This window comes from Halobacteriovorax sp. RT-2-3 (assembly GCF_047085075.1).
Classification (GTDB): Bacteria; Bdellovibrionota; Bacteriovoracia; order Bacteriovoracales; family Bacteriovoracaceae; genus Halobacteriovorax_A.
Genome location: NZ_JBKIYF010000003.1, coordinates 686,171 through 701,794, shown reverse-complemented (window position 1 = coordinate 701,794; position 15,624 = coordinate 686,171). Strand labels below are relative to the sequence as shown.

General features: G+C 30.7%; 17 protein-coding genes. 6 read left to right on the top strand and 11 right to left on the bottom strand.

Annotated features, from left to right (window positions below):
• Positions 1-21: 21 nt before the first annotated feature.
• Complete coding sequence (locus ACMAYX_RS13970) at positions 22-1,212, bottom strand: glycosyltransferase family 4 protein (protein WP_412472079.1); 1,191 nt, start codon at positions 1,210-1,212, stop codon at positions 22-24.
• Positions 1,213-1,256: 44 nt separating this feature from the next.
• Between ACMAYX_RS13970 and ACMAYX_RS13965 the strand changes: the two genes are divergently transcribed.
• Positions 1,257-2,147, top strand: coding sequence for a hypothetical protein (locus ACMAYX_RS13965; RefSeq protein ID WP_412472078.1), 891 nt, complete (start codon positions 1,257-1,259; stop codon positions 2,145-2,147).
• Entirely contained in the window at positions 2,144-2,926 is a 783-nt protein-coding gene (locus ACMAYX_RS13960; protein ID WP_412472077.1) for a glycosyltransferase, read from the top strand. The genes ACMAYX_RS13965 and ACMAYX_RS13960 overlap by 4 nt, the downstream gene beginning before the upstream one ends.
• 12 nt (positions 2,927-2,938) lie before the next feature.
• On the opposite strand, the gene ACMAYX_RS13955 is transcribed toward ACMAYX_RS13960, so the two are convergent.
• From ACMAYX_RS13955 to ACMAYX_RS13940, 4 genes are read right to left on the bottom strand one after another with little or no spacing between them, the layout of a single operon-like run.
• The gene (locus tag ACMAYX_RS13955; RefSeq protein WP_412472076.1) at positions 2,939-3,607 is read right to left on the bottom strand and encodes a CatB-related O-acetyltransferase; all 669 of its coding nucleotides are present in this window, start codon (positions 3,605-3,607) and stop codon (positions 2,939-2,941) included.
• Entirely contained in the window at positions 3,600-4,463 is an 864-nt protein-coding gene (locus ACMAYX_RS13950) for a hypothetical protein (protein WP_412472075.1), read from the bottom strand. Before ACMAYX_RS13950 ends, ACMAYX_RS13955 begins: the two co-directional genes overlap by 8 nt.
• Complete coding sequence (locus tag ACMAYX_RS13945) at positions 4,456-5,364, bottom strand: class I SAM-dependent methyltransferase (protein WP_412472074.1); 909 nt, start codon at positions 5,362-5,364, stop codon at positions 4,456-4,458. The genes ACMAYX_RS13950 and ACMAYX_RS13945 overlap by 8 nt, the downstream gene beginning before the upstream one ends.
• The gene (locus ACMAYX_RS13940) at positions 5,333-6,496 is read right to left on the bottom strand and encodes a hypothetical protein (RefSeq protein WP_412472073.1); all 1,164 of its coding nucleotides are present in this window, start codon (positions 6,494-6,496) and stop codon (positions 5,333-5,335) included. Before ACMAYX_RS13940 ends, ACMAYX_RS13945 begins: the two co-directional genes overlap by 32 nt.
• A 122-nt stretch (positions 6,497-6,618) precedes the next feature.
• Between ACMAYX_RS13940 and ACMAYX_RS13935 the strand changes: the two genes are divergently transcribed.
• Positions 6,619-7,287: a cytidylyltransferase domain-containing protein gene (locus ACMAYX_RS13935; RefSeq protein WP_412472072.1), complete on the top strand. Its 669-nt coding sequence runs from the start codon at positions 6,619-6,621 to the stop codon at positions 7,285-7,287.
• On the opposite strand, the gene ACMAYX_RS13930 is transcribed toward ACMAYX_RS13935, so the two are convergent.
• Together ACMAYX_RS13930 and ACMAYX_RS13925 are read right to left on the bottom strand one after the other, a co-directional pair.
• Positions 7,288-9,153, bottom strand: a complete 1,866-nt coding sequence (locus ACMAYX_RS13930) for an N-acetylneuraminate synthase family protein (protein WP_412472071.1) — start codon at positions 9,151-9,153, stop codon at positions 7,288-7,290.
• A complete protein-coding gene (locus ACMAYX_RS13925; protein WP_412472070.1) occupies positions 9,146-10,099 on the bottom strand; it encodes a GDP-mannose 4,6-dehydratase in 954 nt (317 codons plus the stop codon). The genes ACMAYX_RS13930 and ACMAYX_RS13925 overlap by 8 nt, the downstream gene beginning before the upstream one ends.
• Before the next feature lie 145 nt (positions 10,100-10,244).
• Between ACMAYX_RS13925 and gmd the strand changes: the two genes are divergently transcribed.
• From gmd to ACMAYX_RS13910, 3 genes are read left to right on the top strand one after another with little or no spacing between them, the layout of a single operon-like run.
• Positions 10,245-11,357: a GDP-mannose 4,6-dehydratase gene (gmd, locus tag ACMAYX_RS13920; protein WP_412472069.1), complete on the top strand. Its 1,113-nt coding sequence runs from the start codon at positions 10,245-10,247 to the stop codon at positions 11,355-11,357.
• Positions 11,350-12,279, top strand: coding sequence for a GDP-L-fucose synthase family protein (locus ACMAYX_RS13915; protein WP_412472068.1), 930 nt, complete (start codon positions 11,350-11,352; stop codon positions 12,277-12,279). Before gmd ends, ACMAYX_RS13915 begins: the two co-directional genes overlap by 8 nt.
• 53 nt (positions 12,280-12,332) lie before the next feature.
• Positions 12,333-13,394, top strand: coding sequence for an MraY family glycosyltransferase (locus ACMAYX_RS13910; RefSeq protein WP_412472067.1), 1,062 nt, complete (start codon positions 12,333-12,335; stop codon positions 13,392-13,394).
• On the opposite strand, the gene ACMAYX_RS13905 is transcribed toward ACMAYX_RS13910, so the two are convergent.
• The 4 genes from ACMAYX_RS13905 to ACMAYX_RS13890 all read right to left on the bottom strand — a co-directional run bounded on the left by ACMAYX_RS13905 (position 13,378) and on the right by ACMAYX_RS13890 (position 15,622).
• A complete protein-coding gene (locus ACMAYX_RS13905; RefSeq protein ID WP_412472066.1) occupies positions 13,378-14,085 on the bottom strand; it encodes a hypothetical protein in 708 nt (235 codons plus the stop codon). The two genes, ACMAYX_RS13910 and ACMAYX_RS13905, sit on opposite strands and share 17 nt — an antisense overlap.
• A gap of 71 nt (positions 14,086-14,156) precedes the next feature.
• A complete protein-coding gene (locus ACMAYX_RS13900; RefSeq protein ID WP_103218593.1) occupies positions 14,157-14,381 on the bottom strand; it encodes an ATP synthase F0 subunit C in 225 nt (74 codons plus the stop codon).
• A 66-nt stretch (positions 14,382-14,447) separates the two neighbouring features.
• Positions 14,448-15,251, bottom strand: a complete 804-nt coding sequence (atpB, locus tag ACMAYX_RS13895; protein ID WP_103218594.1) for a F0F1 ATP synthase subunit A — start codon at positions 15,249-15,251, stop codon at positions 14,448-14,450.
• A gap of 2 nt (positions 15,252-15,253) precedes the next feature.
• Positions 15,254-15,622 carry a hypothetical protein gene (locus ACMAYX_RS13890; protein ID WP_412472065.1) on the bottom strand — a complete coding sequence of 123 codons (369 nt, stop codon included), beginning with the start codon at positions 15,620-15,622 and terminating at the stop codon, positions 15,254-15,256.
• Positions 15,623-15,624: the final 2 nt, after the last annotated feature.

Below are 15,624 nucleotides of genomic sequence, written 5' to 3'. Positions count from 1 at the left end.
TACAAACTATACATCGCTAATTCAACTATTTACAAGTTCATTAAGAAGTTTATCAATTCTAGCGATTACCTTCTCTTCATTAAAATAGCTATGGTACGCATTTGTTGAATTTTTACCAATAGTTTCACGTTCATGTTCTGTTAAATTTACTAGTGTTACAATTTTATGGGCTAATGCATCAACATCTTCTGCATTAGAGACTTCACCTACGGCTAATTCATTTATTAATTTAGCTCCCGCTCCATTAAGTGAGGCAAGTATAGGTTTTCCGGCCATTAAATATGACTGCACTTTTGATGGTACAACAAGAGAGAAAGCAGGTTCATCTTTTAAAATAACTGCTAACACACTTGATTTTGCAAATAGGTATGGCATATCGCCAGCAGGCCTTCTTCCATAAAACTTAACAAGATTATTATTGCCATAAAGAGACTCTAGTCTCTCTTTCTCTCTTCCATCACCAACAACGGCCAAATGGATTCTCTCATCTGAAACCTTGAGAACTGCTTCAATTAAAGTTTCTAGTTTTTGAGCTACTCCAATATTGCCAGCGAATGTAATGACAAATTTATTATCAGGAATTTCATTCAACCACTCGGGAGATTGTTCAGCTTTTTCTTCTTTAGCCCAATTAGGAATCCACTCGACTCTACCTTTATAACCATACTTGTTCAGATTTGAACGAAACTCATTTGATTGAACAAGCATTAAGTCAGCATTTTTATAAATCCATTTTACAATGATTCCTAAGATTGAACCAATTACTCCATTAGGATTCTTATTTGTGATCGCAAAAAAGCTTTCTGGCCAGAGATCCTGTAGCCAAATCACCACTTTTCCGCCTCTTAACTTTTTAAAAACAATAGCTGGGATAGCAGTAAATATAGGAGAAGTTGCAAACACTAGAACAATATCCGTTTTTTTCAATCTAAAGATTGAGAACAATGCACCCAAAAATGAGGTTATATAATTGAAAAGAAGTCGGAGTAAACCAGACTTTCTAGGTATAATTGGATATCTAACAATTGATACTCCATTTATAATCTCTCTATATGGACCAGCCAAACTATAGCCATCATAAAATGTAGCGATCGAGTAATTAGGCAAACCTGTTAAAACTTCAATGCAATATTTTTTAGCTAATTCTTCAGCAAGTTCATTAATTAAGAATGATTCTGGTTTGTAAACATATGTAAAAATTGAGATTTTCATGAATAAAAGTGACAACCAAAGATAGATATCTTACGATTCTTACTATGATTTTATATGCTCCAAATATTAACTCAGGTGGTGGACTAGTATTACTGAATACAGTAATTGAAGACGAAGTCTTTGGCAAAGTTACTCATCTTTTTATTGATAAAAGATGTCCTTTTCAAACCTCTTTTAATAATATTAATATTATAAAAGTAAAACCAAGTATTATTTCTCGTTTTTTAGCAGAATTTACACTTGCAAAAATAGCCAAAAATAACCCTGATCACGAGATCGTTTGTTTTGGAAATCTTCCTCCTCTTTTATCGCACAAAAACACAACTACTGTTTTTTTGCACAATGCTTATTTATTAAAGTCAATACCTTTGCCAACAGCTTTTAAACTAAAGTTCAGACTTATACTTGAAAGACTTATTTTTTATTATTTCATTCAAAATACTAATAAATTAATCGTTCAATCAAATTGGATGAAGAGATCTCTCAAAAAGTATATAAATAAAGAAATATTTATCAAGAGAATAATTCCTAAACTCCCTTCTTATAAATCAATTGAGAGAGATAAAAGAAAATATGACCTCATTTTAGTCACTGGTCCTGAACAACATAAAAACTCACATTTAATTAACCAAATATTTCAAAATATTGAAAAAAAAGTTGATATATGTATTTTAGGTAAATTTACTCCTAATATATCTAATTCAAATGTTTGTGTCACAAGTTATAAAAGAGCATCTCGAGAGCAAGTATATCAATGCTATCAAAATGCCAAAAGTTTACTTGTACTTTCAGAATTTGAATCTTTTTGTCTACCAATTTTTGAAGCACTACACTTTGGTTGTAAAGTAATTATGAAAACAGATCATTATTTAGATACTGATGTTAAACGTATTAATCTAAATAACGAAATAGAAAAACTTAAAGACTACTTATGAAAGATTCAAATATTCCACTAACGATAATTACAGTTACATTTAATGCTGAAGATGAAATTGTTCCAACTCTGGATTCTATAAAAAAACAAAAAGATAAGAATTTTGAATTAATTATTGTAGATGGCCTTTCCAAAGATAAAACTCTTAAACTAGTCGAGCAATCTGGTTTAGCAAATACAATTATTTCAGAAAAAGATAGTGGCATCTACGACGCAATGAATAAAGGTGTAAAAAAAGCAAAAGGAAAGTATATATATTTCTTAAATGCTGGTGACATTTTTTACACAGAAGAGACTACTCAGACCTTAAATAAAGTTATATCTAAATGTGAAGATGACATTATATATGGTAAAGTTAAACTCGTGATAAATGATAAGTTCAAAGTTTTCGAACCATGTAATAGTAAAAACGCATGGAAAAAAATGCCCTTTTCACATCAAGGATGCTTAATAAAAACAACATATCATAAAAGTAATTTATACAATTTGTATTATAAAATTAGTGCTGATTATGATCTACTTTACAAAAGCATCATAAATGATGCCACACTAAAAGAAATAGATACTATTTTTGCAATTGCAACACCTGGAGGTGTATCTGATATTCGTAGATATACTGCAATTTGCAACAGATGGAAAACTATCAATAACTATACACCTAAAATAAAATATAATATCTACTATATATATTTATTATTAGATGCATTTTTAAGAATTAATATTAAGAAAATTTTACCAAATAAAATAGTTAATTATATTAGACTTAAAAAATACAAGTAATAAAATAATAAGCTATTTAATATTTTTTAAAAATACATTGATATCTTTAAATAAACAATGCTTCTCATTGAATTTTTCGAAGCTATAGTCCCACCATTTTTCTTGATTCAACCTATCTATAACTTTTTGTTCAAATCTATACTTTAAAAATTTTGCAGGAACTCCTCCTACAACTTCATAATCACCAACATCTTTAACAACAACAGCACCAGCTGCAATAATAGCTCCGTTTCCAATAGTAACGTTATCGACAATTATCGCATTAGCCCCTATCCAAACATCATTTTTTATGATTATTCTACTTGATTCTGCAAAAGATTGCTTATCGACAAAGGTTTTACCACATTGCTTATTTAAAGAATAAAAACAAGGATGCGTTGAAACAAACTCAGCAGTAGGATGTATACCCAAGCCTATTTTCACACCTGGGCCAATACTACAAAACTGACCTACAGTAGCATTATTAATAGAAACATTATTTGAAGTATATGTCATTCTACCAATAACTGAGTTTGTAACTGAAGAAAAATCACCAATATAATTATGTGACGAAAATTTGGCCTTATTTAGTGTAATCATATACCCTAATTTAAGTTCTTCATTTCTAAATGTGATAAAGATATTTTTTATCTCACGGTATAAAAAAACAATAAATGTATTTTTAACTAATCTTTTAATCATTGAATAGACTATTGAAAGTAACGCGAGGGAATATATTCAATAAGCCCCCTTGTGAAGCGTTTATAATATTGGTTTTAGAATTTAGACCTAACACTTTATATTTTTTAAAGATTTTATATTGCCTCAAGTATTCAATAATGTGAAAATCCCCATTAAACATACGCTCTAGACCATTTGATTGATGCTGGGCTGTTTTATAAATTCTCATTTCACATTCATTTTTATATAAAATATAGTCATGATCAACACCAAGTAAAAAAGTATCTTTAAAACCCATATAATTAGCTGCAATAATGCCATAAATACTTGCTGTCTCAGCTGCATATATAGATCTTGTCATATCCATTCCTGCGATATTAAATGATTCATAATCAAACTCTCTAGAAGCACAAAACCACATTATCTTATGATTTTTAAATAGCCCGTACTCATCAATAATTAATTTCGTATTTACTTTATTACTGTCTAAGCCAAATATGAGAGTTACATTTTTAGGAATATGAGATTCCATTTCACTCAACCAATTTACCCACTCTTCTTTAGTCTGCGGAGGATGAATAGGTGCTACAAGATGATATTTTTTACAATTATCAGCCATTATCTCTTTGAAATCTTCATGAACGTAAAAATTATTTAAAGATATAACATTTTCGCCATTTAACTTTCTTAAGTTTTCCTTTTTAATAGAATTACCACTACCTAGTATAAATACGCGCTGATTTGTATGTATATCCTTTAGTTTATTATTACTTCGAACTAATTCACTAAATTTTAAAAATGTTATATGTGATACTAACCATCGTTTTATAACTAAAATAATTGGTGGTATTAGGGTTTTTAAAATCTTTTTAATCATTTATCACACACTTGAAAATTAAAGTATCTGTACATTTATTATGTATTAAATTGTTATTATAAGCTTGAACTAACTCTCTATCTTCTTCAATTTGTGTATAAACATTTTGCCCATTTGGTAATGAATTATTTAACCAGTTAAGATGATTTGCCAAACTATATCTTTGGAAGTAAATTTCTTCTTCAACACGAAAGCCAGCATACTCTACGATTGATTTTAAGCTTTCTTTAGTATGTAGAATTAAATGTTCACTCCATAAAGTAAACTTTTTAAATGCTTCATTATTATAAACTTCCAATAATGCATCTTTTGCATGTGGAACTTCAATATAAATAACACCATCTATAGTCATTTTACTTTTAGCAAGTTTTAAAAAATCGATTTGTGCAGGAATATGCTCTAAGACATGAAACAAAGTAATGAGATCCACTTTTTTATCAAAATTATCTAAAGAATCGTAAATATTCATATTCAATTCATTTAATAATTGCCTAATTTCATTTTGAGGTTCTACACCGAAAGTATTAATATCTAAATTCTTAGCTAATTCTAAAACTCCACCAAGACCAGTACCAATATCAAGCCATTTTTCAGGATTTTCTTTTTTTACAATCATTTCAAATCGTCGTAAATCATCTTGTCTAGTTTTTAAAAGTGCATCTTCTCTACTTTCAGAACTCCAATAATCAACGCCTTTTCGTTCATTATACTTTTCTATTGAACCCTGATCTATATTTTCTAAAAAAATAACCCCTGTTTTTCTTTCTTTGAAAACGTTAATTTTTGCATCTCTTACAGAATCAGAATAGAGTTGAAATTCCGATGATTCATCAAAAACTCCAGTTTCTACTAAATCTTTATAAATCTGATTATTTTGCTTCAATTCTTCTTCTAATTTCATTGTTATACTCAACCTTCAAAGTTTTATAATAAATAAGTACAGACACCAGTGTTGCAATTGAGAAATAAAAGATATCTCTAAAATAATAAGCGCTGATCAAATTTAAAATTATATTAATACATATAATAATCAACTGATGTTTGATAATTTTCTTCTGCATTCTGTTGCAATTCATATAATATATGTACATATTACACCTTGACAACATTCCAAAAGCTGCAAGTAAGCTAATAAATGTCAGATAAGCTTCATCATACTTTTTGACAAAATACTTAGTAATGAGAGGGTAAGCTAATGATGCACATACAAAAGCTAGAGTTAATAATTTAAAATGAAATTGATTAACTTTTTTTATTAAAAGATCTGCTTTTAAATACCTTTCTTCTACTACCAGGCGATAGAGTAACTGAGCATAAGGGGAAAAATAGGAAAGAGATAATACCCATATATTTATTGATAAACTTGAACAAAAACCATATATAGCTAAATCTTCAATAGACATAAACCCTTTAATAAATAACTTATCCAAGCTTCTGAACAATAAATCAAATAACCACGAAATATATATTAAAAATCCAATATTAAAAACTTCTCTAAGGTTAATTCTGTAATGTTTAGAAAAAAATCTAAATCTATATTCTGGTACTAAAAACAATGTTAGTAAAAAAGTAATTATCGAAGCAAGTAGATGACCCTCAAAAATACTTCTAAGACTTTTGCTATACATAAAAAAAGATAAAACGATTACAATCCGCAATAGTTCATCAAATACTTTAATATAGATAGATTTTTGTAATTTCAACAAACTTCTTAAATACAAATTGAAATTTTCTATCAATTTTTTAAAAAATAAATCAGCTAAGATAACAAAAGTAAAACTTGTATCTAATTCAAATACAGGAATGAGTAAAAATATAAATGAAACAGAGTGTAATAATAAAGATGAAATATTAAAATCATTAAAATATTCTAGTAATTTATCGTTTGATGAAACTGAATACTTCGGAATTAAGACAGATGCACCATTCATTAAACCGAGTTGAATCATTGGTATATAAGATATAACAAGATTCACATAAACTAATTGTCCAAAATCAAGTTCAGTCAACTCTTTACCAAGAATTAAAAACATAGAAAAAGACAATACTTTAGATAATATCGTTATTATAATATTTTGAAATGATATTGTTTTTATTTAATTATCCTCATGTATAAAGTATTATATTACAATAATACTTTATTTCTAGGATTTATATGAATATCGCATTTATCCCATTGCGAAGTGGAAGCAAGGGAATAAAAAATAAAAACATTAAAGAAATTAATGGAAAGCCTTTATGTTATTGGACTATTAAAGCTTGTCAAGATAGCCAAGTAGTAGATCGAATAATTTTAGCTATTGACTCCTTTGAATATAAAGAGATTATTAAATCTTTTAATCTTTCTAAAGTGGAGTTTTATCAAAGGTCAGAAAAAACAAATCAAGATACATCATCAACTGAATCTGTAATGCTCGAGTATTTAGAAGATAATAAAACTATTTCTAATGAAGACTATTTCTTTTTGATTCAAGCTACATCACCTCTAACAACATCGAAAGATATTGATATTGCTTATGAACAACTGATCAAATCTAAAAAAGATTCTTTACTTAGTTGTTGTGAACACAAGTCTTTCTACTGGGATAAAAACGGAAATCCTTTAAACTATAATGTTTCCGAACGCCCTAGAAGGCAAGAGATGACAGGAACTCTGCAGGAAAACGGAGCAATTTACATAAGTAAAGTTAAAGATATTCTAACTTCAAAAGTTAGAATATCTGGTAATATCGATGTTTATATTATGCCTGAATACACTTCATATGAAATCGACGAAGAATATGATTTCATTATAATAGAAGAATTGCTAAAAAAGTATTCATAGCTACTCAACAAGATCTCTTATAATTTTTAAAGCCTTTTTAGCTTCATAATTATTATTAACATGTCCTTGCCAAATTTCGGGTATCCATGTTCCTTTAAAGTTTTTTATTATACTAAATAAGCTTTTAAAGTCGATGTCGCCAGTTCCGATTTGAGTACCTTCGCCCTCAACTCCAGTGGCATCTGAAATATGAAGATGTTCCACATAAGGCAATAGCTTTTCTACATACTCGTTGAAATCAATTCCTAAATAGGTAGCGGCCATATATCCATGAGAAGTATCTAAACATAGACGTTCACCAGTCTCTTTACAGAACTTAATCAACTCATCTGGTTCTAAAAAGTAATGTCCTCTCCATTGACCACCATAATACCACGGATATGGAGGCATATTCTGAGCAATTAGACCCGTATTCTTTAAATCTAAATCAGAAAAATGCTTATATATAAGATCTTCAGCTATTTTTAATGTATTTGGCTTATCATTCAAAGACATAGCACCACAATTAAAAACAATTAATGGTTTATCTTTTGAAAAATATTTAGAGATTTGACTAGTTATATCAATTACTCTTTGCAATGTATTTTGTGCCTTCAGTCTTCTCTCGCTATCCTGATTACAAATATCAAAAAGCTCTTCACCAATATATTCACAACAATGTATTCTTAGTATAATATTTTTTAACTTATCACTATATTTTTCAAACTTATCAAACGGAATATCTAGAGTTGTATCTTTATATGTAAAATGAAATTCTAAACAAGCAGGATCATAATCTAAGACAGTTTCAAAATCATGATAACGTACTACATAACCTTGTTTTGCCCAGTTAACTGATGTTACAATTTCTGAATTCTCCTCATCAATTAAATCTGATTCATAAAATATATCACCTTCATTCATATCCCTTTTAGACTTCATTCCTAAAAGATCAAAATATGATTGAACAGATAAGCCGTTATCTGGTCCCTTAGCTATCAGCATTTCACTAGTAATTATTGTTCCTGCCTTAATATCAGTTTTAGCAAATAATGATTTTCTGAAAACCATACTATTTAGACGTTCACCTTGAGATATAGCTTCATCTCTTACTTCTAATGAGGCTTCTACTTTTCTTATTTCTGTACAAAGCTCTTTCAACTCATTAGGTAGAAGCGAAAATTTATGATCTGGACCTCTTAAGTTTTTATCTAAAGTTATATGTTTTTCGATAATACTAGCTCCTAGAGCGACAGCAGCTAAAGACAACGAAATTCCCTCATCATGGCCAGAATAGCCTATATCTACACCATATCTTTTTTTCAATTCTTTAATTCTACTCATATTGGCATCTGTATAATTTACAGGATACGATGAAACACAGTGAAGTAAACTAAATTCAATGTTCTTTGATTTTAAATAATCTACTGTTTTATCTATTTGTTCATATGTAGACATGCCTGTCGAAATAATAAGTTTTTTATTGAATTTACTCAAATGATCAATTAGATAAAGGTTAGTTAAATCCGCTGAAGCTATTTTAAAACATTCAACACCAAGACTATTTATAAAGTCAGCACTTTCTGTATCAAATGGAGTACATATAAAGTCAATATCAATTGATTTTGCAAAATCATTAAGTCTAGACATTTCAGTTTCTGATAATTCATAATCTTCAAGTATAGGTATTAAGTACTGGAAGCCTTGTTCAAAGTTTTTTAAATTTTCTAGAATTTCACTCGAGTAGACTTTACTCAACGTTCTCTTTTGGAATTTAACTGCATCACAACCACTATCCTTCGCTATTCTTATTAATTGTTTTGCATTCTCAACTGATCCGTTATGGTTCAATCCAACTTCACCAATAATATAAACATTTTTATTCATTTTTTAACTCACATTCTATCATTTCAACTAACATCTCTTCAAAAGTAGTTGTTGCAATCCAACCTGTATCTCTTTCTATTTTCTTTGGACTTCCTTTGCAGCTTACAGGCTCATTCTTTCTAATAAATTCTTCTCTAACTTTTATATAGTCTTCAGGATCTAAGTTAAAATATCCTAGTACAAAGTTTGCCATATCTATAACTCTTTTACTTTTACCTGAACATATTAAATAATCTCCTGAGTCTTCCATATCCATTAATGCAACTACAGCACTCATATAATCTTTTGCATGTCCCCAATCTCTCTCAACAAACAAGTTACCTAATTCTAAAACAGAACTTTCACCTTTATAAATAGCAATTACATTTTTAATAATTTTCTTACTTAAAAAAATATCTTTTCTTCTGCTTGATTCATGATTAAAAAGAACACCATTGGTAGCAAAGATCCCCATTTCAGATCGGAATGCTTTTACCATGTTATATGCATAAGCTTTAGCACAACCATAAGGATTACGTGGTGCTAAAGGCGAGTCCTCAGTAAAAACTTTACCATTAGAATCACCATAAATTTCACTACTAGAAGCTTGAAAAAACTTAATTTTAGGATCGACTTTAACTATAGCTTCTAAGATATTACTTGGAATAACTGCTGTAGCTGCTAATGTTTCACTAATTAAAGACCATGACATTTGAACCAAGGGCTGAGCAGCCATATTTAATACTAAATCTGGTTTAACTTCTTCAAAAATTCCTACCAGCGACTCAATAGTATAATTACTTGTGAGTAATTTAATTTTCCCTTCAAGATGCTCAATATTGCCAGTAAACTTTGGATTAGAGCTTGTCGTTAAACCATATACATTATAATTTCTCATAACGTAAAGATCCGCTAGGTAAGATCCATCTTGACCAGTTACACCAGTAATAATTACATTTTTACTCATTATGAATCCTATATATTCTTTTGCTATACATTAACTTAACTTGAGCTATTATGAAACCTTGAAGTTAATATTTCATTTCATTGTTTTATAGTTTAAAAGTTAAATAATTAGATATAAAATCAGATAATACTAAAAAAGGAATAGAATGAAAATCGCACTGATAACTGGTATTACAGGACAAGACGGAGCTTATTTAGCTGAACTACTTTTAGAAAAAGGCTATGAGGTACATGGAATTAAACGTCGTTCATCTTTATTCAATACTGATAGAATTGACCACCTTTATCAAGATCCTCATGAGAAAAATTTAAAATTCAAATTACATTATGGTGACTTATCAGATACCTCTAACCTCATTAGAATTATTCAAGAAGTACAACCCGATGAAATATACAACCTAGGAGCAATGAGTCACGTTCGTGTTTCGTTTGATACTCCCGAGTACACTGCTAATGTCGATGGTATCGGAACTCTTAGACTTCTAGAAGCAATTAGAATACTTGGTATGGAAAATAGAACAAGAATCTACCAAGCTTCAACAAGTGAGCTTTATGGATTAGTTCAGGAAACTCCTCAAAAAGAAACGACTCCATTCTACCCACGCTCACCTTATGCATGTGCGAAAATGTACGCATACTGGATTACGGTTAATTATAGAGAGGCTTATGGTCTATATGCATGTAATGGAATCCTGTTCAACCATGAATCTCCTTTACGAGGTGAAACATTTGTTACACGTAAAATTACACGTGCAGTTTCTAGAATCGCTCTTGGCCTTCAGGATAAAGTTTATATGGGTAACTTAGACTCTCAAAGAGACTGGGGACACGCTAAAGATTATGTGGAAGCAATGTGGCTTATGCTACAACAAGAGCAACCAGAAGATTTTGTTATTGCTACAGGTGTAACTACATCTATTAGAGAATTTATTATCAAAGCTTTTAAATACGTTGGAATTGAGTTGGAATTTTCAGGTTCAGGTGTAACTGAAGTAGCTAAAGTTATAAAGTGCAATAATCCTGATTACCAAGTTAAAATTGGACAAGAAGTTATTGGAATTGACGAGAGATATTTTAGACCTACTGAAGTTGATCTACTTTTAGGAGATCCTACAAAAGCGCAAACTAAATTAAATTGGAAGCCTAAGCATAATCTTGAATCATTAATTAATGATATGATGAGTTCAGATCTACAAATTTTTGAAAAAGATAAATACCTTAAAGAAGGTGGACACAAGGTCTTAAATTACCATGAATAAGAATGACGCAATTTTAGTACTCGGCTCTCGTGGACTTGTAGGCTCTGCAATTGTACGAGAGCTAGAAAAACAGGCTTTTACAAATATTTTAAAACCAGTAAGAGAAGAACTAGATCTTTTACTACAATCAAATACACTAGACTATTTTCAGACAAATAAACCTAAATATGTCTTTTTAGCTGCTGCAAAAGTAGGTGGCATACACGCTAATAATACATATAGAGCAGACTTTATTTTTGATAATTTAACTATTCAGCAGAATGTTTTTAATGCTGCTTTTAAAACTAAAGTTGATAGACTTTTATTTCTAGGTAGTTCATGTATCTATCCAAAAAATTGTCCTCAGCCAATCAAGGAAGAATACTTATTAACTGGTCCGCTTGAGCCAACAAATGAGCCATATGCAATTGCAAAAATTGCAGGCCTCAAAACTGCAGAAGCTTTTAAAGATCAATATGGTTTGAATTATTCTTCAGTTATGCCAACAAATCTTTATGGTGAAAATGATAACTTTCACATTGAAAATTCACATGTCATCCCTGGCTTAATTGCAAGAATGGAACAAGCAATTAAGGATAATGATTCTGAATTTAAAGTATGGGGAACTGGTAAACCAAAACGTGAATTTCTTCATGTTGATGACATGGCCAATGCATGTATTTACCTAATGCAAAAAGATGAGCAATTACCCTCGCTTATTAATATTGGTACAGGTCAAGACATAGAGATTGGTGAATTGGCAAAAATTATTGCTGATAAAATGGGATACAAAGGAGAAATATCTTTTGATCCAAGTAAGCCAGATGGAACAATGAGAAAACTTTTAGATGTTTCTCTCTTACACTCTATGGGATGGCATCACAAAATTGATTTGAATCATGGTCTAGACAGAGCAATCAATTTTTATAGAAATAACGTCTAAATATTAGCATGCTAGATATTGTTTCATTTTTAAAAGATTGCTAGAATCAAACAATGATTATTACTAGCATATTAATTATTGTAAGTTCTTTTGTTATTACATATATAACAATCCCAATTCTTATTAAGTTTGCAGAATTCACGCGACTATATGCAGAGAAAAATCATAGAACTTGTCATGAAACACCTATTCCATCGCTAGGTGGAATTGCCCTTTTCATGGGTATTTGCTTCTCTTCTCTTCTACTAACTCCAAATAGTGAATTTGGGACAATTCAATATTTATTAGCCACACAGTTTATTATTTTCTTCCTCGGCTTAAAAGATGACATATTTGTATTGTCTGCAAGAAAGAAATTACTAGTACAAATTATTTGTGCACAAATCATATTTTTCTATTCGGGCGTAAAGATTGATAACTTCTACAATGTCCTTGGAATGGGTGCATTAAATGAAATTGAATCAAATATAATCACAACTTTAACATTTGTTGGGCTTATTAACGCTTTCAATTTAATAGATGGTATTAATTGGCTCGCAGGACTTATTTCTCTATCGGCGTGTTTATTTCTGGCCACCTGGTTTGGAATCAATGGTTTTGAAGTAGAATTAGGTATTACTCTTTCACTAATCGGCTCATTATTAGCATTTTTAAAATTTAATAAAACACCAGCTAAGATCTTTATGGGCGACACTGGCTCACTTCTTATTGGCCTTACAATTTCTTATCTTTTAATAAGGTTCATAAATTTAAATCATAAAAGTACTAATTTAATACTCGAATTTAGATCTGCACCATCGATCGCAGTTGCCGTAGTTTTCATTCCACTACTAGATACATTAAGAGTAATGTTTATCCGAATTCTAAACAAGAAAAGTCCTTTTACACCAGATCAAAATCATCTACATCACATATTACTGAAAAAAGGGTTAAGCCATATTCAAGCTGCATTAATTCTATTTGCAATTAATACAGCCTGTATCATAATCGCAATCGCTCTACATAGAATTACTGGAAAAATCGTCATTACGTCGATGTTTATCGTGCTTTTCACATTTTTTAATTTAATTACATTTAATAGAATGAGTAAAAAATATTTTAATATAACAATCTAATGGAATAATTGAAATTTCTTATACTAGTAGGACTTATCCACCACGGTTCAAGACACACAAAAGGCGCCCCCTCAGGTGCCCAAACACCAAGTAATTCACTATCATAGGTTAGAACAAGATCACGCTCTAAACAAACCTGACTTTTCTTAAGCGAATTATTAAACACAAGAGCATCATCCGTAAATGTATTCTCATCAATGATTAATACTTCCGAATCGGTTTTATATAAATTAGATTTATCAATGACACCATCAAGTAACTTGTAATAATCACACTTATTTGAGAAGCGTAAATCGACAGGAAAAGAATCTATATTAAAAGCAGGGTGCCCCCCAAGCATAAATGGAAAATCTACCAAAACCTCATAACAAACTTCTAGAATATTATCGATAAGCTCATACTTCACAATTAATTCATCTTTCATCTTAAATAAAAGAGAATTAGAGCTTTGTTCAATTAAGACAAATTCTGTATCACGAGCATAACCATGCTTAACAATATTATGTTTTTCTATATACTCATTCGTCTCGTAACCAATACGAGGAAATAAATGAGGCGCAGATCTCCCCCACCACTTAGGATCGCCTTGCCATAGATATTCTTTTAGTTTTGTTTTTGAATAAAGACTTTTTAACTCTGCCCCCATAGAGGCGACTTGAATTCGAAGTTGATTATTTTCTAATGTATACATTCAACTATCATAAAACAAAAAAGGCAGTCTTACGACTGCCTTCCTTTTAAAATCAATTTTAGATTTTCGAATTAACCAGCAAGGAATACTGAGATAAGTACGAAAATTACAAGTGATTCCATAAGTGCAAGACCTAGAATCATTGGAGTTTGAATCTTGTCAGCAGCAGATGGGTTTCTTGCGATACCTTCTAGAGCTACAGAAGCAGCTTTTGATTGTGCAGCAGTACCACCGTATGCAGCGATAGCCATTGCTAAGAAATACGCGATGTACTTAATTGCTTGAGTGTTTTCCATAATAGTCTCCTAAAACGTTCGTTACTTTGATCAAGTAACTGTTAAATTATTAAGTTTAAGTTTTTATTAGTGTGCGTGGTGCTCATCATGATCGTGGTGAGCAGTTGCAAGACTAATATAAACCATTGATAACATTGTAAATACGTAAGCTTGAATAAAACAAACTAGAAGTCCAAGTAAGTAGAATGGAATTGCAGCACCAAACATACCAACGTTCACACCAAGAATTTCAAGGTTAAGGAAAGTTGTTAATACGTGGTGGTCACCCATCATGTTACCTCTAAGACGTAGTGCTAGAGATAGAGGACGAATAAAGTTTGAAAGAATCTCAATTGGGAAAATTAAGATTGCCATGTACCAAAGTGGACCTGCAAAGTGTGCAAGGTAGTTCATTGTACCAAGTTCTTTACAACCTTTGATGTTGTAGTAAACAAATGAAAGTACACCAAGAGCAAGAGTTGTGTTGATGTATTCAGTTGGTGGTAAGAAACCTGGAACAAGACCAATTACGTTCGCTAGGAAAATTGTAATAAATAGGAACGAAATGAACTTGAAATATTTTGGTGCATCTTCTTCACCAATTACGGCACGACATTGAGTCATGATAAATGATCCGTACATCTCAACGATGTTTCTTAGTGAAATTCCTCTATCTGGAACTACTGTCTCTTCAAGAGTCATTTTAGAAACGCGCATTCTGTAAAGAAGAGCTACAAGTAAAATGATGATTGCAACAAAAGACTTAGTGAAGATGTGATCAACGTAACCTAGGTGAAAAACATGAGAAAGTTCACCAAGCCACAGAAATCCACCTGCTGCGTATGTATTTGTCGCTAATAAAGTAGTTAAAAGAAGGGCTATTTTTTTCATTATTAGTCCTTTTTGATGCTGGCGCCCAGCACAAATATATTTAAGAAATAATTTATTACCGGTATAATTATCTTACTTTGAAGAATTTGTACACCAAATAATAGGGCCCCGATTAAAATAACAAGCTTACCTATAAATAAAAACGCTAGATACTTTCCATTGGCCTTATAACCATCGATGCGATGTGGCTTTATCAGCTCATCTACGGCCATCCAGAACATCACTAAATATAAGACAGTTGCTACATAACAAATAGCGAACGCTGTCCATTCCATGCCTGGAGTCAATAAATATAGACACACTGCAGCCATAGGAAGTGACAACATAAAAAAGCGAGGGAAACTAATTTTATTAGATAGATCTTTAATCATGA